General features: G+C 73.5%; 18 protein-coding genes and 1 pseudogene. 5 read left to right on the top strand and 14 right to left on the bottom strand.

Annotated elements, in window-relative coordinates; translation table 11 throughout:
* Positions 1-25: 25 nt before the first annotated feature.
* The 4 genes from ABZ249_RS16945 to ABZ249_RS16930 all read right to left on the bottom strand — a co-directional run bounded on the left by ABZ249_RS16945 (position 26) and on the right by ABZ249_RS16930 (position 8927).
* Positions 26-2602, bottom strand: coding sequence for a ribonucleoside-diphosphate reductase subunit alpha (locus ABZ249_RS16945; RefSeq protein ID WP_355263350.1), 2577 nt, complete (start codon positions 2600-2602; stop codon positions 26-28).
* A 1092-nt stretch (positions 2603-3694) separates the two neighbouring features.
* On the bottom strand, positions 3695-4258 hold the full coding sequence (locus tag ABZ249_RS16940) for a hypothetical protein (RefSeq protein WP_355263347.1): 564 nt from the start codon (positions 4256-4258) through the stop codon (positions 3695-3697).
* Between the two features lie 32 nt (positions 4259-4290).
* On the bottom strand, positions 4291-5913 hold the full coding sequence (locus ABZ249_RS16935) for an NYN domain-containing protein (RefSeq protein ID WP_355263344.1): 1623 nt from the start codon (positions 5911-5913) through the stop codon (positions 4291-4293).
* A gap of 194 nt (positions 5914-6107) precedes the next feature.
* On the bottom strand, positions 6108-8927 hold the full coding sequence (locus ABZ249_RS16930; protein WP_355263341.1) for a sigma-70 family RNA polymerase sigma factor: 2820 nt from the start codon (positions 8925-8927) through the stop codon (positions 6108-6110).
* A gap of 191 nt (positions 8928-9118) precedes the next feature.
* On the opposite strand from ABZ249_RS16930, the gene ABZ249_RS16925 reads away from it, so the two are divergent.
* The gene (locus tag ABZ249_RS16925; protein WP_355263338.1) at positions 9119-9826 is read left to right on the top strand and encodes a hypothetical protein; all 708 of its coding nucleotides are present in this window, start codon (positions 9119-9121) and stop codon (positions 9824-9826) included.
* Between the two features lie 253 nt (positions 9827-10079).
* On the opposite strand, the gene ABZ249_RS16920 is transcribed toward ABZ249_RS16925, so the two are convergent.
* From ABZ249_RS16920 to ABZ249_RS16895, 6 genes are all read right to left on the bottom strand, one after another.
* A complete protein-coding gene (locus tag ABZ249_RS16920; RefSeq protein WP_355263335.1) occupies positions 10080-11675 on the bottom strand; it encodes a hypothetical protein in 1596 nt (531 codons plus the stop codon).
* A gap of 992 nt (positions 11676-12667) precedes the next feature.
* The gene (locus tag ABZ249_RS16915) at positions 12668-13552 is read right to left on the bottom strand and encodes an ATPase (protein WP_355263332.1); all 885 of its coding nucleotides are present in this window, start codon (positions 13550-13552) and stop codon (positions 12668-12670) included.
* 11 nt (positions 13553-13563) lie between these two features.
* Positions 13564-14889 (bottom strand): type VII secretion integral membrane protein EccD, encoded by a 1326-nt coding sequence (eccD, locus tag ABZ249_RS16910; RefSeq protein WP_355263329.1) that lies wholly within the window; start codon positions 14887-14889, stop codon positions 13564-13566.
* A 92-nt stretch (positions 14890-14981) separates the two neighbouring features.
* The gene (locus ABZ249_RS16905; RefSeq protein ID WP_355263326.1) at positions 14982-15959 is read right to left on the bottom strand and encodes a TNT domain-containing protein; all 978 of its coding nucleotides are present in this window, start codon (positions 15957-15959) and stop codon (positions 14982-14984) included.
* 61 nt (positions 15960-16020) lie between these two features.
* Positions 16021-16314: a pore-forming ESAT-6 family protein gene (locus tag ABZ249_RS16900; RefSeq protein ID WP_220563828.1), complete on the bottom strand. Its 294-nt coding sequence runs from the start codon at positions 16312-16314 to the stop codon at positions 16021-16023.
* 34 nt (positions 16315-16348) lie between these two features.
* A complete protein-coding gene (locus ABZ249_RS16895) occupies positions 16349-16678 on the bottom strand; it encodes a hypothetical protein (protein ID WP_220563829.1) in 330 nt (109 codons plus the stop codon).
* Between the two features lie 381 nt (positions 16679-17059).
* Here ABZ249_RS16895 and ABZ249_RS16890 point away from each other — a divergent pair, with 381 nt between their 5' ends.
* Positions 17060-17377, top strand: coding sequence for a hypothetical protein (locus tag ABZ249_RS16890; RefSeq protein ID WP_355263322.1), 318 nt, complete (start codon positions 17060-17062; stop codon positions 17375-17377).
* A 694-nt stretch (positions 17378-18071) separates the two neighbouring features.
* Here the strand turns inward: ABZ249_RS16890 and ABZ249_RS16885 are convergent.
* The 3 genes and pseudogenes from ABZ249_RS16885 to ABZ249_RS16875 all read right to left on the bottom strand — a co-directional run.
* Positions 18072-18548 (bottom strand): ATP-binding protein, encoded by a 477-nt coding sequence (locus ABZ249_RS16885; protein WP_355263319.1) that lies wholly within the window; start codon positions 18546-18548, stop codon positions 18072-18074.
* Positions 18545-18955 carry a hypothetical protein gene (locus tag ABZ249_RS16880; RefSeq protein ID WP_355263316.1) on the bottom strand — a complete coding sequence of 137 codons (411 nt, stop codon included), beginning with the start codon at positions 18953-18955 and terminating at the stop codon, positions 18545-18547. Before ABZ249_RS16880 ends, ABZ249_RS16885 begins: the two co-directional genes overlap by 4 nt.
* 768 nt (positions 18956-19723) lie before the next feature.
* Positions 19724-19912, bottom strand: a pseudogene (locus ABZ249_RS16875) (helix-turn-helix domain-containing protein); the annotation flags it as partial.
* A gap of 169 nt (positions 19913-20081) precedes the next feature.
* Between ABZ249_RS16875 and ABZ249_RS16870 the strand changes: the two are divergent.
* The 3 genes from ABZ249_RS16870 to ABZ249_RS16860 all read left to right on the top strand — a co-directional run bounded on the left by ABZ249_RS16870 (position 20082) and on the right by ABZ249_RS16860 (position 21633).
* Positions 20082-20291: a hypothetical protein gene (locus ABZ249_RS16870; protein ID WP_355263314.1), complete on the top strand. Its 210-nt coding sequence runs from the start codon at positions 20082-20084 to the stop codon at positions 20289-20291.
* 77 nt (positions 20292-20368) lie between these two features.
* Complete coding sequence (locus ABZ249_RS16865; protein ID WP_355263311.1) at positions 20369-20617, top strand: hypothetical protein; 249 nt, start codon at positions 20369-20371, stop codon at positions 20615-20617.
* Between the two features lie 53 nt (positions 20618-20670).
* Positions 20671-21633 carry an immunity 49 family protein gene (locus ABZ249_RS16860; RefSeq protein ID WP_355263308.1) on the top strand — a complete coding sequence of 321 codons (963 nt, stop codon included), beginning with the start codon at positions 20671-20673 and terminating at the stop codon, positions 21631-21633.
* A gap of 37 nt (positions 21634-21670) precedes the next feature.
* Here the strand turns inward: ABZ249_RS16860 and ABZ249_RS16855 are convergent, their stop codons facing one another.
* Positions 21671-22561: an immunity 49 family protein gene (locus ABZ249_RS16855; RefSeq protein WP_355263305.1), complete on the bottom strand. Its 891-nt coding sequence runs from the start codon at positions 22559-22561 to the stop codon at positions 21671-21673.
* Positions 22562-22576 lie beyond the last annotated feature (15 nt).

Raw genomic sequence — 22576 nt, 5'->3', positions numbered from 1 at the left:
GCGGCCCGGATCACGTCGACGGGTCCTACTGGCAGGCCTCGCACTCGGGGTCGTCGATGGAGCAGGCCTGCCCCTCGACGATCTCGAACTCGTCCACCTCGTCCGGCTCCCGCACCGGCTCGGCGACGGGCGCCGGACGCGCGGCCGCCGCGGGGGCGGGGGTCGGCGCCGGGGCGGCGGCCGGGGTCGGGGTGGCAACCGGGGCCGCCGGGGTGGCCGAAACCGCGTTCAGCCGGCCGTCCGTCCCCTTGATCGTGCTCTTCTCCACGTGGGTGGCGCTCTGCGACCGCAGGTAGTAGGTGGTCTTGAGGCCCGAGCGCCAGGCGCGCCGGTAGAGGGCGTCCAGCTTCTTGCCGCTGGGGGCCGCCATGTACAGGTTGAGCGACTGGGCCTGGTCGATCCACTTCTGGCGGCGGGCGCCGGCGTCGACCAGCCAGTCGGGGTCGACCTCGAACGCGGTGGCGTACAGCGCCTTCAGGTCGTCCGGCACGCGGTCGATCAGCCCGAGGCTGCCGTCGTGCAGCTTGAGCTGGGAGACCATGTCCTCGTCCCACAGGCCGCGGGCCTTGAGGTCGCGGACCAGGTAGTCGTTGACGACGGTGAAGTCGCCGGACATGTTCGACTTGACGAACAGGTTCCGGTACACCGGCTCGATCGACTGGCTCACGCCGGTGATGTTGGCGATGGTCGCGGTGGGCGCGATCGCCATCACGTTGGAGTTGCGCATGCCGGTCTTCTTGACCTTCTCGCGCAGCGAGAACCAGTCGAGGGTCTGGCCGCGGTCCATGTCGAGGTCGCCGCCGCGCTCCTTGGCGAGGAGCTTGACGGAGTCGATCGGCAGGATGCCCCGGCTCCACAGCGAGCCCTCGAAGGTCTCGTAGGCGCCGCGCTCGGCGGCCAGCTCCATGGAGGCCTCGATGGCGTGGTAGCTGATCAGCTCCATGCTCTCGTCGGCGAACTCCACGGCGCCCTGGGAGGCGTAGGGCAGGCGCAGCTTGAACAGCGCGTCCTGGAAGCCCATCAGGCCCAGGCCCACGGGGCGGTGGCGCATGTTGGCGCGCTCGGCCTCGGGGATCGTGTAGAAGTTCACGTCGATGACGTTGTCGAGCATTCGCACGGCGGTGCGGACGGTGCGGCGCAGGCGCTCGGTGTCGATGCCGTCGGGGCCGACGTGCTGGGCCAGGTTGACCGAGCCCAGGTTGCAGACCGCGACCTCCTCGGCGTCCGTGTTGAGCGTGATCTCGGTGCACAGGTTGGAGGAGTGCACCACGCCGACGTGCTGCTGCGGCGAGCGCAGGTTGGACGGGTCCTTGAAGGTGATCCAGGGGTGGCCCGTCTCGAACAGCATGGTGAGCATGCGGCGCCACAGGTCGACGGCGCGGACCCGCTTGAAGACCTTGATGCGGCCCTCGTCGGCGGCCTTCTCGTAGGCGGCGTAGGCCTCGGCGAAGGCGGTGCCGTACAGGTCGTGCAGGTCGGGGACCTCGTTGGGGGAGAACAGGGTCCACTGGCCGTCCTGCTCCACCCGCTGCATGAACAGGTCCGGAACCCAGTTCGCGGTGTTCATGTCGTGGGTGCGGCGGCGCTCGTCGCCGGTGTTCTTGCGCAGGTCGAGGAATTCCTCGATGTCGATGTGCCAGGTCTCCAGGTAGGCGCACACCGCGCCCTTGCGCTTGCCGCCCTGGTTGACCGCGACCGCGGTGTCGTTGGCGATCTTCAGGAACGGGACGACGCCCTGGCTCTTGCCGTTGGTGCCCTTGATGTGCGAGCCCAGGCCGCGCACCGGGGTCCAGTCGTTGCCCAGGCCGCCGGAGTACTTGGACAGCATCGCGTTGTTGCTGATGCCGTGGAAGATGGCCTGGAGGTCGTCGCCGATGGTGGTGAGGAAGCAGGACGACAGCTGGGCGCGGACCGTGCCGGAGTTGAACAGGGTGGGCGTGGACGCCATGAAGTCGAACGAGGACAGCAGCTCGTAGAACTCGATGGCGCGGGCCTCGCGGTCGTCCTCGTTCAGGGCCAGGCCCATGGCGACGCGCATGAAGAACGCCTGCGGCAGCTCGTACCGGGTCTCGTCGCTGTGCAGGAAGTACCGGTCGTACAGGGTCTGGAGCCCGAGGAAGGTGAACTGCTCGTCGCGGTCGGCGTGCAGGGCCTTGCCCAGGCGCTCCAGGTCGAACTTGGCCAGGGCCGGGTCGAGCTGGCCCAGGTCGATGCCGCGGCTGATGTACGCGGGCAGGTAGGTGGCGTAGCGCTCGGCCATGTCGGTCTGGGTGGCGGCGTCGGGGGCACCGGCGATGAAGCTCAGGGCCTCGCTGCGCAGCTTGTCCAGCAGCAGGCGGGCGGCGACGTAGGAGTAGTCGGGGTCGACCTCGACGTAGCTGCGGGCGGCCATGATGAGGGCCAGCTCGACCTCGGAGTCGGGGATGCCGGGGTACAGGCCGCGCCGGGCCTCCGCGAGGACCTTCTCCGCCGAAACACCGGCCAGTCGCGCACAGGCCTCGGTCACCACGTGCTCGATCCGGTCGAGCGCGGCGGGGGGCGCTCCCTCGGTGGCCGGCTCGGGCCGAACGGATGCGGGCGCGGCCTCGACGTCAAGGGTCATACAGCGGCTCCAACCTCGAATTGAAGAAGTCCCGGCGGGGTGGGGACGGTGGCTACTGGGTCGTGCGGCGCCCACTGGGCGACCGGCGCACCGGGTGCGTACGGTCGTCGCGGTGTGTCACGGGTCGCCCTCTCCCAAGCCCCCGTTCCCTACAAGCGCAGCACGGCGATGCGTGCGCGCCGGTGTTCGGTTCTCGTTCGCGCGGGCCGTCGTCCGGCCGCCCGGAAACTCGGGGGTTCCGGGCCGGTCGCGGCGGTCGCGTCCCACTGATCCGGCAGGGCCGTCCCGGGATCTCTCCGGCGTTCCCTGCCACCCCGAAGGGTGAAGCACCAGCGGGAGTTGATACTACATCTAGTGGCTGCCGCCAGGAACCATCCCAAGATAGTGGCGTGTCGTCGATTTCTCACGTTCTTCGATGAACGTCGAACTCGCCCTCGGAGCGTGGTATGGGGCACGCATCGGGCCACGTGGAACGGCGTCACCGGGGGTCCGGAGCGGGTCCGGCACGGGTGTCCGGGCGACCCGTCGGAGGGCGGTCGTGGCAAGCCTAAGACTCCCGCGGAGCGGTTCGCGCCCGACCCCGCCGCGGCGATGGGCGCCCCGGCCCGGGAAGCCCGCCACCGCGCCGCCGGACGGCCCCGGAGAACCTGGCGTACCCGGTCGGCTCCGGCCGCACGCGCGGGCCCGGGAAGCCCCTGGAGCGACCTAGGTCACCTTCGTCGCGGGCGTTTCGCACACGCACCCGGACACACCCGGACATCCCCTGACGCCGCGCCGCAGGTGTCCCAGGGACGGGTACGGCACGCCGGGGCGTCGGGACACGGCGGCCGGTTCGGGTGGCGGCCCCGAGACACGGCGGCCTGGCCGGGGGCAGCCCGGGGACACCGCACGGCGGGGCCGGGGCGGCGGGGGCACGGCGGCCCGACCGGTGGCTGCCCCAAGACACGGCGGGGCGGAGGGCCACAGCGGCCGGGCCGGGGGGTCGTCCGGGAACACGGCACGATGGGACCGGATGACGGCCCGGGGCCACGGCACGGCGGGACGGACGGCGGCCCGGGGACACAGCGGAGGACGGAGGCGCCCCGCCCCCGCTCACTCCTCGTCGAGGCGGCGGTCCAGGTCGTCCTCGGGCAGGCCGCGGTCGGCGCGGATGCGGAAGCGGATCCGCAGCAGCTCCCACAGCAGGTCGTGGACGTAGGGCGTGAGGTCGCGGTCGAGGAACCGGCGCGCCCCCTCGGTGGCCCACCGCTCCGCGCCCTCCAGATCGTCGTGTGCGTACAGCGCCTCGGCGACGTGGAGGTAGGTCTGGAGTCCGCGCGGTTCTTCGCTCTCCAGCCGTTTGAGCTGCGCCCTGGCCTGCTCCATCTCGTCGAGCTGGAGCAGGGCGCCCGCGCTCAGGGCGCGCGCGTCGATGACCGTGGGGCCGCCGTCGTCGATCGCCCGCTGGTACGCGGCGCAGGCGCGCTCGTACTCCTGGGCGATCTCCCACTGCTCGCCCGCCCGGACGAACAGCTCCGCGCGGGAGATCTCGCTCCCGGCGTCGACCCGGTTGGCCAGATCGAGGAGCCGCGCGGCGACCTCGCCGTGTTCGCCCGAGCGGACGGCGTGGAATTCCAGACGGTCGAGCTCGGCCGTCGTCACGCGGGTCACCCGCATCGTCCATCCACCTTCCGCATTCGCACGCGGCGCTAGCGCCTGGCACGCTCCAACGCCTGCCAGAACCCTTGGCGCAGCCCGTCCCGGACCTCGTCGCGCAACAGGTGGTCGATCGGCAGCGAGGACCCCTGGAGCAGACGCGCCTCCAGGTCGGAGGGCATCCGGGGCCTGCGGGCGAGGACGGCCTCGACCCACAGGGCGGGGGCTTCGCGCGCGATCGACTCCGCGAAGTCGTTCCCTTCCCGGCGCGCGACATGCACCGCTTCGTCAACGGTATGCGCGACGGAGGGCGTCTGCTGGGGATATCCGTGACCGGGCCGGGATTCGTGATATCCGGTCGTCCCGAACCCGGTCTCATGGGCGGGACCAGTCGGCGGTGCGCCCCCGTAGGGGCCCACCCCGCCATGGGAGGCGGAGTCAGTTGCCGTACTGGTCCCATAGGTAGGGTTTGCGTCGTTCGCACCCCCGTACCCGGACTCGTTACCGCCCGGGAACCTCGGGTCCTGTGGCTGCCCCGCTCTGGGTGGCGCGTGCCCCTGGCGCCCGTCCTCGGCGAAGGAGCGCTGGGGCCCCGTCCCGTTGGCGAACGACTGCTGGGGGCCGGTGCCCGCGGCGAAGGACTGCTGCGGCCCCGTCCCCGCCGAGAACCCCTGCTGGGGCCCCGACATCGACTGCGGCTGCCGGCCGGGCACGCCGTACCCGCCCTGGTCGCCGCGCAGCGACGGGTGGCTCCCGGTGGCCGGGTAGCCGCCGGTCTGCGGCGGGTACCCGCCGCCCGCGGCGGACGGCTGGCCGCCGGAGGGGAACCCGTTGGCGTCGATGGCGCCGCCGCGCCCCTCGGTGGCCGGCCCGGCGAGGTGGTCGCCGCCGCGCTGCTGGGCCAGGGTGCGGCGCATCGCGCGCAGCTGCTCCATGGCGGTGCCCTGGGCGACCGCCTGTCCGCCGGTCCCGGCGAACATCGCCTCCAGGCCGCCGGTGGAGGTGTCGACCGGCTCCACCCGGGAGCCCCCGGGCTGGGCGGTGGCGACGGGGCGGCGCGGGGTCTCGGGGGCGGAGTGCCCCCGGCCGTTGGCGAACGGGGTGGTGGTCTTGGCCGCGGTCTCCTGGGGGGCGGAGCCGCCCGAGAGCAGGCTGACGTGCGGGCGCAGGTGCCCTGCGCCGATCTCGATGAGGTCGTCGCACTCCCGGCGCAGCGCGCGGGAGATCGTCCAGTTGCCCTCGACCGAGACGTGCACGACGGTGACCCGCACACCCATGTCCTGGACCTCGGCGACCACCGGTGCCATGTCCTCGTCCCCGCTGACCAGGACCACGTCGCACAGGGCGCCGGTCCGGGCCAGGGTGGTGAGGTCGCGCTGGACGTAGCTCTCCACGCCCTCGCGGCGGCCCGGTCTGATCCGCGCGGCCCGGAACTTCACGCCGGGGATGTCCGCGATGCCCTCCTGCTCCTGGGTACGGCGGTCGTCGGAGACCGCCTCGTACCAGTAGCAGCGCAGCAAGGGCAGGCCGGTGCGGTCGCGTGCCACCTCGTTGAGGAACTGCACGAGACCGGAGTAGTCCCAGGAGACGGAGTCCCGGTTGCGGGTTCCGTGCACGGCCATCGCGCCGTCCGCGAGAAGGTATCCCGCGTCGACGAACAACGCGCAACGGTCCACGACATCGCCCCCTTCCCTGTTGACTCTGGGGCCATATCCATGACCGGGGCACAGCCTAGCCAAGTCTGTATGGTTTTGCGTGCTCCTTGCGAACACGGACAGTCACGGTTGGGACAACCGGCTGTGAGGAAACCCGCGGAGAGGCGCCAGCGGGCGCCTCTCCCGGTACCGGGCCCCTTTGCCGGAGCGGGGTTTCAGGTCCGCATCGGGGCCACCAGGGCGACCACTCCGGCCAGCACCGCGTCCTGCTCCGACAGGATTCGGATGTCCGTTTCCCTGCCCAGCACGGGGGCGAACCGGACGATGTCGGTACCGAAGGCCATCGGGTCCCCCGACGCGCCCCGCGCCGACCCCGCGAACACATTGTCGGCCGTCCCGTGGCCGTCCACGGGCACCGCCGTCGCCCCGTCCACCGTCACCCGGTCGCCGCCCAGGTCCGCGTCGCCCTCCCAGGCGACCACGTCCACCTGCGCGGGGACCGACGCGGGCAGCAGGCCCGACACCGGGAAGCGCAGCCCCGACGCGTCGTGGAACACCGCCCCGGTCTCGTCCAGGACCATCGCCTGGTTGTAGGAGCCGATCGACGGGTCCTCCAGAACGACCACCAGGCTCCAGCCCGCGTAGAGGGCGCGCCCCTCCATCGCCGGGACGTCCGCGACCCACCACTGGCCGCCGCCCTGTGCCCGCACGATCTCGGTGACGTCGGCGAACGCCTGGTAGGCGGGGAAGCCCGGCAGCTCGGCCGAGCGCACGTCGGTGGCGGTGACCGTGTGGTAGACGTCCTGCGCCGGCCCCTTGATCCGCGCGGTGTGCGAGCCGTGCGAGCCCGCCGCCGAGAAGTACAGGCCCGCCCAGCGCACCCGGCCGCCCTCGGGCAGGGCCCAGGTGGCGGAACTGGAGGCGGTGGTGGTGGGGTTCCAGTCGTCGTCGCGCGGGGCCATCACCCAGTTGTCGTTGTCCCGGGCGTCCCCCAGGCGCTCGCGCGCCTGGGCGCACGGGCCGTCCGCGGGGGGCTCCTCCGGCTCGGGGGTCGGTTCCGGGGTCGGCTCCGGGTCGTAGCCCGGCGGGGTCCGGTCGCCGGATTCCGTGACCGCATCGTCATCGGCCCCGGTCTCCGGCTCCGACGGGGTCACCTCCGGCTCGGAGGGCTCACCGGCCCCTTCCGACCCGGGGGCCTCCGGCGTCCCGGTCAGGGGGCCGTCCGGCCCGAGGCCGGGCAGGCCCGGCGCGGCCGGATCCGGCTCGCGGGGGGCGCGCGCCAGGTCGGCGTCCTCCTCCGGGGGGGCCGTCGGCTCCGGCGAGGGCTCGGGGCCGGGCTCGGCCCCGGGGGCGCCGGGGCGGCCCCACCACGGCCAGGGCCACCGGTCCTCCGGCTCGGTGCAGGTCATCAGGGAGTTGCCGACGGTCTCCACTGTCACCCGGCCGGCCGTCGCGTACCGGGCGGGCACGCCCTCGGCGGTGACGCCCCGCTCCCCGGTGGCGGCCGCGCTCACCGTGCCCGACGACACCGTCGCCGAGGCGGGCACGTCGAGCCGGGCGTCCGGGGAGACGGTCACGTCGAAGAAGTAGGTGCTGTTCTCGCCCGCGCCCATCGCCGGGCGCACGCACTCGCCGCCGTCGGAGTCGGCCGCGCAGCTCCAGTCGCCCTCGCCGTCGGCCATGCGCACCGCGTTGCCCGCGCCGCCCGAGGAGACCATGTCCACGCCGGGGGGCAGGGTGATCATGGCGACGACCTCGGCGAGCGTGGGCGCGCCCAGGTTGCGCACGTCCAGCACCATGATCCCGGAGCCGCCCGGGACCAGCGCGCCCACCGGGTCGATGCCCACCGCGAACAGCGCCTCGGGGGCCTCCTCCGCCGGGACCTCCTCCTCGGGGACGTCCGCGGGCGGCACCGCCGGGGGCGGGTCGGGCTCGCCCGGGCGCGGCGGGGACTGCGGGTCCGGGTCCCGGGGGTCGGCGAGCGGGGCGGCGGGCGGGGCACCCGGAGCCCGGGGCGCCCCGGGCGGGGTGTCCGGGTCGGGCGCGGCGGCGGGCGGCTGCACCACCGGGGACCAGGGGTCCGGGGCGGCCTCGTTCTCGGGCGGGACCGGGGTCTGCCCGGCCACCAGGGCCAGTGCGGCGGCGACCGCCACTCCGGCCGCGGCGACGCCGCCCGCCGTGGCCTGCTGCTGGCGGCGCGACATCCGGCCCCACCAGGCCCCCGTGGCCGCGCCGCCCGGGGTGAGGGCCAGGTAGCCGGTGGCGCCGACGCCGACGACCAGGGGCAGGACCACCCCGCGCAGGCCGACGTTGACGTCCATCAGCTCCGCGTACACCTCGCGGCAGTCCGCGCAGCCGTCCAGGTGCTTGTCGACCTTGCCGGTGTCGCGCTTGGACAGGCCGCCCCGGACGTACCCGCCGAGCAGGCCCACCGTGGGGCGGCAGGCCTCGGCGACGGTGCCGCCCGCCAGGTGCATCTGGAGGTAGGCCTGGCGCAGGCCCTCCCGGGCGCGGTAGGCCAGGGCCGCGACGCCGTTCGGGTTCAGGCCCAGGATCGCGGCGGCCTCCGAGGGTTTGGCCCCCTCGATCTCGGTGTGCCACAGCACCGCCTGCCAGCGTTCGGGCAGCGAGAGGAAGGCGCGGGCGATCAGCGAGCGCTCCAGGCCCTCCAGTGCGGGGTCGACGAAGGGGACGCCCGGGTCGAGGCTCTCCATGTCGTCGGTGACGACCTGGCGCTTCTCCCCGCGTCCGCGGTCGTAGGCGGCGTTGCGGACCGCCGTGAGCAGGTAGGGGCGGAACGAGTCCGTCGGGCCCTTGCCCCGCTGGATGACGCTGAGCACCCGGGTGAACGCCTCGGCGACCGCGTCCTCCACCTCGGCGTCACCGCGCAGCAGCTGCCGGGCCAGGCCGCGGGCGCAGGCGGCATGGCGTTCGTACAGCACGGCGTATGCGGAGGTCTCGCCCTCCCGCACACGGCGAATGTACTCGGCGTCACCCGCCAGTACCTCGGTGTGGTCAGCCTCGGCGTCGGACACCCGAACGTCCCTTTCTCATGTGGGGTGGGGGCCGAAGGAGTAGGGGTTCCCGGCCTGCGAAGAAACACGTCAAAGAAATATCCCGTATCCGCGTCATCACCGCCACCGATCTCCGTAATCAGGGTGAGAGCGCGCGGGAGGGCCTGTTGCGGGGGCACGGGCCCGACCGCGCGCCGGGAGGGGAGGAGAGCATGGCCGAGACGGACACCGTGGCGGTGCGCGGACTGCGCGCCCCGTGGGAGCGCAGGAGCCGGGAGACCGGTTGGATGTCGCCGGAGGACTGGTGGACGCCGACCGTGGACCTGGTGTGCGCGGCGTTCCTCACCGGCGGGGACCTGCCGCAGGCGTGCGCGCGGCTGGGCCAGGCCCGGGCGCGCGCCGGACTGGGGATCGGCGAGAGCCTGACCGACCTGGCGGCGTTCACCGAGGTCGCCGGGTGGTGCGACCCTCCCCTGGAACTGGTCCGGGCGCTGGCCGAGGGCTGGGCCGAGGCGGGTCGGGACCGGGAGACCTGCCTGGACCCGCTCACCGGGCTGGGCACGCCCGAATACCTGCGGACCCGGCTGGGCGAGCTGTACCGGAACACGGACGGGACGGGGCACCGGCTGGTCGTGGTGCTGCTCGACCCGGCGCTGGACCCGTGGCGGCGGGCGGCGCGGATGATCGTGCTCGCGTACGAGCTGTCCCGGTTCTTCACCCGCGGGGAGTCCGTCTGCGTGCTGGGGCGGGGGCGGATCGCGGTCCTCGCCCTGGACCGGCCCGACCTGGACGGCGAACTGGACCGGCTGCGCAGCGGAACGGGCTGGGAGCACGGGGCGGCGGTGTGGGCGACGCCGCTGCCCGCCACGCACCAGGGGGCGCTGGCGCTGATCGACCGGTTGGGGGGTCGGTCGCCGTGACCGTATGAGCGCCGCCCCGTGCCGCGTGGCCCGCCTTGAGGGGGGCTGGGCCCGGCGCGGGGCGGTAGGGCCGACCTGGTTCCGCTGAGGGGACGGACCGGGGCGGCCCCGCCGGGCGACGACCGCGGACCTTCTGGCCCCGAGGGGCGGTCCGCGCCGTCCGGCGACGGGGGCGCCGTCAGGGCGCCCCGGGAGGCGCGTCCACTGGGGAGGTGGGCGCGCCTCCTTCGTCCCGTGAACCGATGACGGGACCTCAGCCGGGGTTGACCCGGCCGCGGGTGACGGCGAAGACGGTGCGCTTCCACACCGAGGTCGGCACGGGCTTGACGGCGGCGAGGCGCTGCTCGTAGCCGCCGGGCGCGGCGTACAGCGAGGCGAAGGACTCCGCGCCCCGCCCGGACAGGAACGCGGACGCCGCGTCGCCGGTCCCGCCGGCCGCACCCCGCTCCGACAGCACCCCGGGGACGCCGAGGTACCCGGCCGCGGACCGGCCGCCCGCCGCCCGCGCGCCGGAGTCCTCGGCGGGCACCGCGGTGTGCGGCCGCACGCCGGCCTCCGCCGCGGGGGCCTCCGGCCCGGGAGGTCCGTCCGCCGCGCCGGGGAGCACGACGGGCGCCTGCGCCGCGGAGGACTCGACCGCCCCGGGCGGTGCGGCCCCCTCGGGACCGCGCGGGTGCGGTGCGACGGAGTCTGGCCCTTCGGCGACCGCGCGGGCGGCGTCGGCGGCGGCGAGGGCCTCGGCGTCCAGCCGCACCGTCTCCCCGGCCGGATCCCCGCCCGGAACCCGGTCGGCCGGTGTCTCCGCAGGAGCGGCCTCAACAGCCGCCAAGCCCTCCACACCCGAACGAGCCGCGTCCTCGACCGGAACCGCGGCGTTCGACACCTCCACCTGGACGACCTCGGCGTCCGGCACAGAAGCCCCGGACTCCCAGGCCACCGCACGAGCGGCCTCAACAGCCGCCAAGCCCTCCACACCCGAACGAGCCACATCCTCATCCGGCACCTGACCGGTCGCCACCTCCGCCCGGGCGGCGTCGGCGGCGGCGAGGGCCTCGGCGTCCAGCCGGACCGTTTCCCCCGCCGGGTCCCCGGTGGCGACCTGCGGCTCGACGGCGGTCTCGGGCTCCTCCGCGACCGCGGGCGCACCGGCGTCCGCCCGGGGGCCGACGGCCTCGGCGCCGGCCGCCGTGTCCTCGACCGGTGCGGCGGCGGGGCTCCCGTCCTCCTCCGGGGCGAACAGCGACACCCCGCGGTACAGCAGGGACTCCTCGCGCTCGGGCTCGGGCGCCTCGGCCGCCGGCTCCTCCTCGGGCGCTGCGCCGTGCCGGGGCTCCTCCTCTTCCCCTTCCTCCTTCTTCTCCGCGCGGGCACGCCGGTCGGCGCCCATGACCAGGAAGACGTCCGTCTCCTCGGCGTCCGGATCGGCGGCCTCCTCCTCACCCCAGACGTTGACGACGCTCGGGTCGGCGGGGCGCGGCGGGCCGACCACGCGTGGAGCGCGGGTCCAGCCCTCGGCCGGGGGCGCTTCCGGCCGTGGTCGTTCCGGAGCGGGGGCCGCAGGCGGCGCGACCGAGGCCTGGGGCCCCGACGCGTCGTACCGGGGCTCCGCCTCGTACCGGGGTTCCGGGCGCGGCGGCTCAAAAGGCCGCTGTTCGGGGCGCGGGGGCTCGGGGGCCCACGGCGGGGCCTCACGTTGGGGCATGGGCGTGCCGCTGAGGAAGGCCTCGGCGACCGAGTCCTGCGCGAAGGTCCGCGGCGGCTGCTGCGGGCCGGACGGCCCCTCGGCGTACGGAGTGGGCGGCAGTCCCTCCCAGGACTGCTCACGCTCGAACTGCTGCCGCCCCGGCACGAAGCCCTGGTGCCCGGTCGCGCCGGGGCCTCCGCCCTGCGCGGCGCCTCCCGGGTAGGGGGTGCCCTGAGCCTGCTGCCCGCCGGAGGGGCCCGCCCATCCGGACTGGTCGCCCGAGGGGGAGCCCCGGTCCGCCTGCGCGTGGGGGCGGCCCGGTCCGCCGGGCCCCGCGGGGCGCTGCGCACCGGACGGGTCCCCCCAGCCCGGCTGCCCGCCGGACGGAGCACCCCACCCGGAACGCCCGTCCGAGGGCGCGCCCCACCCCGGCTGCGCGCCGGAAGGAGTGTTCGGCTGCGGGTGGTCGGAGGCGGGGAACCATCCCTGCTGAGCGCCGGAGGCCGGCCCGCCCGGAGGAGCACCCGGCGCCGGTCGGCCGTCGGGGGGCGTGCCCGGGCCTGCGGCCGGTGCCGGCCGACCGCCCGAAGGCGCTCCCCATCCCGGTTGGGCGCCCGAGGGGGTGTTCGGCTGCGGCCGCCCCTGCGCGGGGCCCCGGCCCGGCTGCGCCCCGGAGGGCGTGTGCCCCTGTTCGGCACCCCATCCCTGCTGCGCACCGGAAGGGGCACCCGGGGCCGGTCGGCCGCCCGAGGGCGCGCCCCACCCGGGCTGCGCACCCGAGGAGGCATCCGGACGCGCATGCTCGGACGCCGGGAACCAGCCCGACTGCGCACCAGAGGGCGTGTGCGGGTGTCCCCGGTCGGCGCCCCACCCGGGCTGCGCACCCGAGGAGGCATCCGGACGCGCATGCTCGGACGCCGGGAACCAGCCCGACTGCGCCCCGGAAGACGTGTGCGGGTTCCCCTGTTCGGGACCCCACCCCTGCTGCGCACCCGACGGAGCGCCCGGGGCCGGCCGGCCGCCCGAGGGCGCGCCCCACCCCGGCTGGGCGCCCGAGGGGGCGTTCGGGTCCGGACGGGCGTAGGCCGGGGGCGGGATGTCGGGTGTCCGGGGACCCGGCTCCCCCTCGTCGGGTTCCGGGTTCTGCTCGTACCGGTTCATCGTCCGCTCCCCGTGCTCGGGCCGCCGTCGATCGCTCGGTCCAGGGCCGCCAGCGCCACCGTCTGCACCAGCCGGTGCGTGCTCTCCGCGATCCGGCGCGGCAGCACCTCCGTCCCCTGCGCCAGGTGGCGGTCGTGCGGCAGGGCGATCACCTCCGCACCGCTCTCGGCGATGATCTTCGCGGTGCGGGCCACGTCCAGACCGCGGTCCTCGCCGCGTTCCTGGTCGAAGACCACCACCACGGTCCGCTCCGCCTCCCGGGCGCGTCCCTCGGCGGCCATCACGTCCAGTTCCCGGCCGACCCGCAGCACCGCGTCGCGGGTCGCCCGCACCACCCGCACCCGCGCGTGCGCGCCCGGCGCCACCGTCTCCAGGAACCCCCCGCCGCGCTCCCCCACCACGAGGGTCACCCCGAAGAACCGGGACACCGGCAGCAGCCCCGACGCGTAGGCGTCGGCGTCGGCCGGGTCGGTGCGCGCCGTCCACAGCCGGTCGGTGACCTCCCCCAGCCCCTCGCACGCCGTCTCGAAGGTGCCCGGGTCGGCCTGCGCCAGGTCGCCCGGCCCGGCCGCCCCCAGCCGGGTGGCCAGCGACGGCTCCCGCCCGGTGGCGTCCACCGCCAGCACCCGGTCGTGGCGGAAGTGCGCGAGCGCCCGGGCGATCAGCGCCGCCACCACCGCGGCGTCGGCGCCCGTCCCCAGGTCGTCCACCGCGATCCGCCGGCCGGTGGCCGTGGACCGCTGGAGTCCGGCACCCAGGGCGATGGCGCGGGCCACCTCGTCCACCGGCCGGAACGGCCGCAGCACCGCCCGCCCCATCCGGCGCGCCCACCGGTCGCCGGAGACCGGCGCGACGCTCTGCCCGACCTGTTCGGTGTTCATCGGTCCCCCGCTCAGAACGTGCCGAGGAGGCGCTGGTAGGTGCCGAACGCCCCGATGGCCAACGGCACCAGCACCACGACGGCGACGGCCTCGAATCTGCTGGTGACCCCGCGCAGCCGGGCCCGCACGTGCTCCGGCTGCTCCACCGACAGCACCACCACGGGGATGGCGGAGACCGCCACGGCGATGCCCAGCGCCGGCCACACACCCCACGAGTACGCCTGCGTCCAGGAGAACAGGAACGCCGCCAGCACCACCAGGCTCGCGGCGGTGAGCGCGGCCTTCTGCGCCACCAGCGGGAACAGCCGCGCCCGGCTGGCCACCACGATGGCCAGCACCGTGGACAGCCCGGCCGTCCACGGGTCGAAGTGCGTGGCCAGCCCGATGCCCGCGGTCGCGGTGGCCACGGCCACCGCGAGGGTGGCGATGACGAGGCTGCGGTGCGCGCCCGCCACGGAGGCGAGCACGTCGCCGCGGGTCACCGGGTCGCCGGAGCTGCGCCTGTCGTCGAGGACGGCCAGCCCGGAGAACATCAGGGCCAGTCGCAGCAGCAGGCTGAGCAGCACCACGCACGCCACGGTCATGACGGCGGCCACCTGGTACGCGGGCAGTCCCAGTGCCGCGGCCGCCGACCACACGACGGCCAGGACCAGGCCGGTGCCGCCGCCGGTGAGCCCGCCCCGGCCCAGGCCGGAGGTGAGGCCGAGCATCAGGACGAGCACGGCGATGAGGGCGGCGAGCCCGCCCCAGCGCGCCCACTCGGGCCATCCGAACAGGTCGCAGGCGAGCCACAGGGTGAGCCCGCCGACGGCGGCCCCGGTGATGGACAGCGCGGTGCCCAGCGCCTCGCGCCAGGTGGGGCCGATGGCGGCCCCGGCCACCATGAGCAGGGCGGCGGCCACGGCGAGCCCGATCATGCCGCCGGTGGAGGGGGCGTACAGGTGCGCGGTCCAGGCGCCGGTGAGGGCGAGCGCGACGAGCGACCCGGTCGCCGTCCACCTGGCGGCCATGGGGTTCCAGCGGCCGCTGTGGTCGTCGATGGCCTTGGACACGGCCTCGGGCACCTCGTGGACGACCGGTGCCGGCACCGGTTCCTCGGCCCGGACCAGCCGCAGCACCGCGCCGTCGGTGATCTGCCGGTCGGCGAGGGTGGCATCGCCGTCCAGAACGGTCCCGGACGCGGTGACCAGGTGGCGCAGTCGCGCCGGGTTCTCGACGGGGTCGCCGAGGAGTTCGAGCACCTCCGGCATGAGCGCGCCCACGGGTTCGCCCGCGGGCAGGACCGCGTCCACCCTGCGCTCCTCGCCGACGAGCGTCACGCGGCTCCAAGCGGTCATGGCCTTCCCATCCTGCTGTGTTCGCTGTTCTGCGGCCGCGCCGGGCGCGGTGTCGTTCCGGGCTCCGGGCACGCGGGCCCGGCGGGTCGGGGTCAGGCCGGCACATCGGTGACGGCGACGCGTTCGACGTAGCCGTTGCCGATGAGCCAGCGGAGGGTCGGCACGGGCGGCACCTCGCCGAACCCGGCCGTGTCGAGGGTGAACTGGAGGCCGCCGCCGGGCGCTCCGCCGTCGGCGGGCGCGGTGGTCGCGGTGACCTGGAAGGGGTGGATCACCCGGTAGCGGTGGTAGAGCGGGGCGCCGTCGGCGTCGGTGCGCGCGTACTCGGGGAGCCCGCGCTCGGCGAAGGGGGTGCCGTCGGGGTAGAGGCGGCGCCCGCTCTCCTGGCCGAAGGCGTCCACCACGTCGCCGGGTTCGAGGGTGTGCAGGTAGGAGCCGCCGCTGCGCTGTTCGAGGTTCTCGCGGATCTCGGCGACGAGCTCGGTGGTGGCCTCGGCGATCTCGGCCTCCTCGGCGGTGCCGAGGCGCTGCGGGTCGTCCTCGGTGGTGGCGAGCTCCCGGTGGAGCCAGCGCGCGGCCTCGTCCTCGGTGCTGAACTCGGGCCCGGGGCGGCCCTGGTCGTAGTCGATGACGGACACCGCCATGTAGCCCTCCTCGTCCTCGGTGACGAGGTAGTAGCTGTCGACGGTGCCGGGTTCGGGCCGCGGGTCCCCGGGGAGCACGTAGAGGCTCTCGGGGACCCCGGCCGCGTCGAGTTCCGTGCGGAGCTGGTCGAAGCCGACCTCGGCTCCGACCCAGGCGCCCGGCGTGGACGGGAGCGCGCGGTTGGCGGGGCCGGAGGCCTCCTGCTCCCGCTCGATGCGCTGGGCGCCCAGCTGGTGGCTGACGAACGACCAGCCGACCGTCCCGCCGCAGACCACTGCGGCGAGGCAGGCGCTGATCATCACCTTGGCGATGTTCTCGTCGAGGCGGCGCCGGGTGCGCTGCCCGCCGAAGAGCACCGCCTCGCGCAGTCGCTGTCGGCGTACGGCGACGGACTCCAGCAGCTGGCTGTCGTAGTCGCGGGCCACCCGTGCTCCTCGTCGGTTCTCGTTCCCTTCCGGTGCCCGGTTCAGGGGCCCGGATGCGGCGTCAGATGTTCTGGACCGCGGAGTTGGCGCGGCTCAGGGTCTCCTGTGCGGTGGAGTCGTTGGTCTCGAGGGTCTCGCGGACGAGCCGGATGATCTCCCGGACCTCGTTGGCCGCGTTGTGCCACTTGAGCTCCTTGCCGCTGTACTCCTCGGAGACACCGGTGGCCTCGAACTCGGCCATGGCGGCGCTGACGTCGGTGTCGCGCTCGCCGATGATGGCCTCGAGCCTGTTCATGATGGTGTTGATGTTGCCCTGGGCCTCCTGCGAGGCCCCGACGTCGTAAGCGTTCTTCATCTGGAAGCTCCTCGGGGGTTCGGGGACCGGCGGATCAGCGGAACTTGGCGGCGTCGAAGTTGGCCGCGCCCATGTTGGCGTTCGCGTCGTCGGCCATGGTGTCCGAACCGCTGACGAACGCGGTGTTCATGCCCTCCTGGCCGACCTGGATGGAGCCGAGCCCGGCCCGCAGGTCCGCGGTGATCTCGTCGGTCCGGGACTTGAAGGAGTCGAAGGCGCTCTTGCCCGCACCGTCGAACTTGCCGACGAGCGGCTCGGCCGCCTGGACGAGTTGCTGGATCAACGAGCTGAGCTCATCGCCCGAGCCCGACGTGTTCTGCCCCAGAGTGGCCAGCGTGGTGTCGCCCATTTCCCAACGTGACATCCGTTCACCTGTTCTTTCTCGGGGGTCCTCGCGAAGCTGTCGCCTCGTAGAAGGAGGATGCACACAGCGTGCCGACAGTTCAGAAGAACGACCGCGGAGCCGCACAAGGAACCCGGTAGCCCCTATAGGGAGGATTTGCATACTACAAGCGGTCACGGTCGGGGAAATAGACATGTCGGCGACCTGTGGACAAAGGGGTGGCGGCGGTGAAGTTCGAGGTCGTGGAGCCCGAAGACCAGGCCGGGGCTCCGGAGGGCGAAGACGCGGAAGCGGCCGCGGGGCCGCCCGCCCCGGCCGGTAATCCGCGCCGGCGTCCGGGGGACTACTCAGGGGAGCACGCCGGTGCTCTCGGCACGAGTCGCGGACAACGGAGGCAGGCCCGTGGAGGAAGACCCCTGGGATGAAGACGAGGAACAGGGACGGCCGGAGGGGGAGCGCTCCCCGTTCCCGCCCGGCCTCGAAGCGGCGTTCACCGTGTTCCTGATGATCGCCCTCGTCGGCGCAGGCCTGCTCATGGCCTACGAGCCCCCGGAGGCGGTGGTGTTGTGCGGCGCCGAGGCGGGCCCGTACCCGTGCCGCGACCGGCGGCCCGCGTCGTTCAGCGTCCCGGGCGCCGGTGCGCTGGCGGTCGGTGCGGTCGGCATGGCGCTCGTGGTGCGTCTGGGGCACATGCGACGGCGGGCTGCGGGTGGGCGTTGACGGGCTGCCCGGCGGGCTGCGGGTGGGGGATGCGCTGACCGGGACCGTGATCGGGGTGTCGAGGTCCAGAAGCCTGGAGGTCGAACTGGACCGCTTCCCTGAAGGTCCTCGGGGAGAGATCGGGCCTCTGGATCTGAGCTGGGACTTCTCCCGAGAGCGCCCGCAGGCCGAGCCCGGGGCGCGGATCACCGCCGTCGTCACCGCCCCGGATCTCGATCGCGGCCGCATCCACCTGTCCGCGGCCGCCGCCGAGCACCCCGAACTGTGGGCGTTCCTCACCTCCCTCTCCCCCGGCGACCTCCTCGCCGGAGCCGTCGCCGAGATCCGGGGCTTCGGCGTGTTCGTGGCCCTGGACGACGGTCCGCCGCACCCCGCGTTCCCCGGGGTGGAGTGTGTCTGCTCGAACGAAGAGGTGCAGAGGAGCAGGCTGGAGGCCAGGTCCAGGGGTATCCCCCTGTCGGCCGGAGACGGTCTCGTGGGAGCACGCCCTGCGAATGAGGGATCTGTGGGAGCCGTGGGAGGTGCCGCACCTGGTGCTGGACTCGGCGGCCGACTCAGCCGAGGAGAACCTGCGCCGTGTGCTGGACCTGATGCCGAACGGGGTTCGGTGACGGAGGAGGCGCCGGTCGTGGTCTCGGCATCCCCGGCGGGGGACGTGGCCCGGGCGGGCGGCGTCCCCCATCATCGGCCGGGTTCAGGCGGTGCCCCCGGGGCAGGCGGGACGGGCGGGGCGGGTGGGACCGAAGTCGGCCCGGATGTGGTGCCCGAGGTCGCCCCACCGGCACAGCGAAAGATATCCCCAGCCTGTGGACAACTCTTGGACCATCAGCAGACCGCGCTGCCCCTCCGCCCGGTCCCATTCCTCGGCGCCGCGGGCCTTCGGGATCTCCGGGAGCGTGCCGCCGCAGCCCTCGTCGGTGAATCCGAGTCGTACCCCGCCGCGCCCGTCCGTCCACAGGGTGCGGACGACGCGGCCGCCGCGCTCCCCCGACGCCGTGTACCTGACCGCGTTGGCGAACAGCTCACTCCCGCAGAGCACCAGGGTTTCGGTCAGGTCGGAATCGAACCCGGCCAGATCCCTGACCAGGTCGCGGCGCACGGCGGTCAGCCGGGCGAGGTGCCCCTTGTAGACACGGTGGCGCCAGGTCCTCCCGATCGGTGCGCGCTTCACACCCGCACCTCCCGTCGCTCCTGCTGCACCAGCCATCGGCGGGTGACGGCGGCCGGTTCATCGAAGCCCTCCCCCACCTGGAACCCCGGGCCGCGGGCGGGGGCGATGGGGCTGGAGAGGCGCCGGTGTCCTGTGGCCGGACGGGTGGGGAATTCCGGTTCCGGGGCGAGGAGGTCCCCCGGAAGAGCGGGCCGGGACTGCGGGATGCGGGGGACGGGAGCGGCCGCAGGGGCGGTCGGAGCCGCGGTGGGCATCTGGGGGTGCGAGGTGTTCGGGGTGGTCCAGCCCCGGAGGCGGGCGAGGGCCTGCTCCTGGACGCGCACGAGTTCGTGCTCGTCGGCGGCGGCGCGCGGGGCTTCCGAGCGTCGGGCGGCGGAACGCTCGTGGGCGACGAAGTAGGGGCGCACGAGCGGGATCTCATCGGCGGGGAAGACTTCCCGGGGCCGGTCCAGCCCTCGGGGCCGAACCGGGGCGGGAGGCCGGTCCGGGAGGGACCGAACGGCGGGAGCGGGGTGGGCGGCGTAGCGGCGAACACGCTTCGACCTGCGGCGGAAGGCGGAGAAACCGGTGGGCCGGGCATGCCGGCCACGGGAGACGCGGAACAGCACTCCGAGCAGCCCGAAGGCGCACTCGAGGAGCGCAGCGCTAAACTGGTGCACGCTGGCAATCCTGTTCTTTCAAGGGGTTGAGTTGCTGGCCACGGCCTCGGGTGTTCTTCAAACACCGCGGGGCCCCTATATGCGGTTATGCGGCCAGGTTAGGGCACCGGCCGAGCATCGGGACACGTTTTTCCGCAACGACTTCGAAGAGGCTTGCGTCCTTCGGTGTCGTGGCAGCTCAAGGGCACTCCGACGAGATTCCCGACCGAGGAAGAACGCGTGTCCGAAGTGGCATCTAGGTCCGATTTCTTCGCTTTTAATGGAAATCGTTCCGCACAAAAGGGGCGACACCTATCCGAAGAAGGTGCCGCCCCTATCTGTCGTTTCCCGTACGGGCCGGGCGCTCAGGACCGCTCGACGGTGTCCGCCGGGGCGGCCCACCCGGCGGCCGCGGACTCCAGGCGCCCCGGTTCCAGGCTCCGCACGTCCCGCACACCGGTGGCAGCGCCTTCCGAGGCCTCGACACACCGACCGCCGGAGCCGGGAGAGCGCCGCCTCCTGCCACCAGGCGCGCAGCGGCTCTCCGTCCGCTCTCAGAACCTCGTCCAGGCGTTCCTTGATGTCGCCACTCGGGGTTTTCACACCATTTCCGCAGCGGGAGACCAAGGCATCCGTGACACCCACCGCCCGGGCGGGCGCCCGCTGCGCACAGCCGGCGGTCCCGCGGCATTCCGCGAGAATCCGCGGGAGCCCCTTACGCGTCACGCGGAGAAATCCACACGGGTTCCCCGCGCATCGCCTTTCGATCCCGGAAAGCCCGAAGAAGCCGACCGTACGACAATGCCGCAGGTCAGAGAGTTCACGTGGGAAAGCTCACCGGTTCACCCGCGCCACATCCGGTTTTCCACCGCCTGAGAGGGAACGGCTACCCCTGATGAACGGCATCTACCTCGACGACCTGCTGGCCACCGCCGCGGACGTACTCGACCGGGTCGGTACCCGCACCGAACCCGGAACCGCCGACGAACGGTCCGTTCGGGCCGTGCGCGACGCGCTGCGCCACGCGCGGGAGACCGACGACGCCCACGCCGCCGTGACGCTCCTGGACCGGAGGATCTGTGCACGCAAGGAGGCCGCTCCGTGACCACCACCCCTCCCTTTCCCTCTTCCACCCCTTACGTCGCACCGCTGTGCGGAGAGGCCCACCTCGACCATTCCTGTATGCGCCGGACCTGTCTCCTGGAGGCCGGCCACAGCGGCCCGCACGAGGACTCCAAGGGGCAGACCTGGGAACCCCCGGAGCTGACCCTCGAACGCCTGAGATCCACCTGGGGCTCCACCCACCGCATCGCCTGGACGGGGTCGCTGTGGATGGCGACCCACCGGGACCCGAACGCCCCCTGGCGGACGGAAGTGGAACCCACCCCCGAGCAGTTGGAGGAGCGCCTGCGCGCTCACTCCGCCCCATGACCGCAGCGCTACTCCCGCGCCCGGGGTCCGCGGTGCTTGGTAGCGTCCGGCCCATGCAGCAGAACACCCGACACGGCGTCGACGACGGCTACCTGAAGCGCATCGTGGACCCTACAGAGCTACGAGAGCGCATCTTTCTGGATTTCCGCGAAGTGAAGTACTTCTCCTCCCGGGTCAGCACCCTCCAGAAGATGAGCCACACCCTGCTGGACCACCTGGGAGCCTGGTCGGTCACCGACCCCGGCCTGTCCCAGGACCGGAGACGTCTGGACCGGGTGCTGCTCACCGCTGCGGAGACCGCCGAGGGCGTACTGGAGTGCCTCATGGCCCCTGAGGGGGACCTGTGGATCCCGATCTCCCTCATGGGCGACGAGCTGAGCAACATGGAGGAGGTCCACGACGACCTCGACCCGCGGTTTCGACCCGAGGTCGATATGGACCTCACCCCGCGCGTGTGGGTGGAGGCGTTCGTACTGGCTGTGGCCAGCGGCCGGGTGTGGGAGCGGAACCTGGCGATCGGTCCGCGGTACCGGCAGTCCTTCGTGCCCGCACTGCACTTCGCCGCCCGGAGGGCAGGGACGTTTTCGGCGGCCGACCTGGCACAGGTGGACGTGCTGAGCCTGTACCTGACGCCGAGGGTCCACGGCAAGCCCCTCCCCGCGGTGGCGCTGCGCATGCCCACCGAGCCGGAGCGGGCGACCGCGGCACGGACCCTGGACTCCGCCGGGGAGCTGAGCGGGGAGCAGGCCCTGCTGCGCGTCCTGCTCCAAGACGACCAGGCAGCGTTTGAACAGGCTCTGGCGGAGTGCCTGGACCGGTACCGGCGGGACATGGACGCCGCCCGGGACCCGGCGCCGCGCACGCTGCTGCCGATGGGTGTGATCGCGCTGGTCGCGTTGGCGGTCCAGGTGCACGGCTGGCGGGTGGATCTGTCCTCGGACTACCTGCCCGAGGTCCTGGTGCGCGCACACGAGGGCGTTCCGCCTGTGGAGCGCCCGGCACCGTCCGCCGGCTGAGAGCCGGACGGGATCCTCACCGTCCTCGGCACCGGGATCAGATGGGAAAATCGTCGTGCCGGGTGCGCTTGAGGATGTGCTCGGGAAAATAACCCGATTCGAGGTCGGGGTTGAATCCTGGAGCCACTCCAGCCGTGTCATAGGCCAGACAAGCCACCCCGAAGAGGTGCGGAGGGAGGACCCCGTCGAGATCCTTTACCCGTTCCTCCTTTGAGGTGTAGTAGGAGTGGAACAGGAGGACGCCCTGCTCCAGGGCCTCATTGAATTCTTCCGTGTCCTGCTCGGCCAGCCGATAGAAGCTGTGGATCTCTGGGAAAACCAGATGGTCGAGGGCTTCCGGGGTGCTGATCGTGGCGTTCGCCGGAGTGGACAGCTCCATCGCCCGATGCAGGTTGTCCCCCAACGAGGGGCGGTTCAGGATGAAGTCCTGGATCGCCGCGATCCAGGAATAGACGTACTCGTCGTACGCTCCGCCCCGCGCCTGGCTCGCCTGCCGCAGGAACTCCGGGGTGACCTGACACAGGGACGCGACCCGCTTCGCATCCCGGCAGGTCACCGCCAGGAAGAACGCGGTCAGCCAGGTACCCGCGTCGCATTCCGGCCCCGGTGGCAGGTGGTGCAGGGTGCGGGGCTTCTGGTTGATGACCCGCTCGGTGGTCTCCCCCTGCTCCAGCACGCACATCGCGAACGGCGCCTCGGCCACCTGCATCCAGGTGGTCCACGCCTCCCACGTCAGCAGCTCAGTCCCTGCGGGGTCGACGGACAGGCAGACCCGGGCCTCCAGAGCGATGCTGTCCAGGGCCATGCCCGCCATCATCGGCGCACGCACAAGCCAGGAGACCTGATTTTCGATCTCCTCCGGAAAACTCTCCACCCGATCCCGATAATGCGACCTGCCCACATCGTGTCTTGCGATGTCCCTGAGCACCGGAACCCGAGCCTC

Source organism: Nocardiopsis sp. NPDC006139, from assembly GCF_040614155.1.
In the GTDB taxonomy this organism is placed as follows: domain Bacteria; phylum Actinomycetota; class Actinomycetes; order Streptosporangiales; family Streptosporangiaceae; genus Nocardiopsis; species Nocardiopsis changdeensis.
The sequence above is the reverse complement of the archived record's forward strand: the minus strand, read 5'-3'. Positions and strand labels throughout refer to the sequence as shown.

Coding starts and splice junctions, on each gene's coding strand:
- ABZ249_RS16945 (WP_355263350.1), bottom strand. CDS start 2,602: ATGACCCTTGACGTCGAGGCCGCGCCCGCATCCGTTCGGCCCGAGCCG.
- ABZ249_RS16940 (WP_355263347.1), bottom strand. CDS start 4,258: ATGCGGGTGACCCGCGTGACGACGGCCGAGCTCGACCGTCTGGAATTC.
- ABZ249_RS16925 (WP_355263338.1), top strand. CDS start 9,119: ATGGCCGAGACGGACACCGTGGCGGTGCGCGGACTGCGCGCCCCGTGG.
- ABZ249_RS16915 (WP_355263332.1), bottom strand. CDS start 13,552: ATGAACACCGAACAGGTCGGGCAGAGCGTCGCGCCGGTCTCCGGCGAC.
- eccD (WP_355263329.1), bottom strand. CDS start 14,889: ATGACCGCTTGGAGCCGCGTGACGCTCGTCGGCGAGGAGCGCAGGGTG.
- ABZ249_RS16900 (WP_220563828.1), bottom strand. CDS start 16,314: ATGAAGAACGCTTACGACGTCGGGGCCTCGCAGGAGGCCCAGGGCAAC.
- ABZ249_RS16895 (WP_220563829.1), bottom strand. CDS start 16,678: ATGTCACGTTGGGAAATGGGCGACACCACGCTGGCCACTCTGGGGCAG.
- ABZ249_RS16870 (WP_355263314.1), top strand. CDS start 20,082: ATGAACGGCATCTACCTCGACGACCTGCTGGCCACCGCCGCGGACGTA.
- ABZ249_RS16865 (WP_355263311.1), top strand. CDS start 20,369: ATGCGCCGGACCTGTCTCCTGGAGGCCGGCCACAGCGGCCCGCACGAG.
- ABZ249_RS16860 (WP_355263308.1), top strand. CDS start 20,671: ATGCAGCAGAACACCCGACACGGCGTCGACGACGGCTACCTGAAGCGC.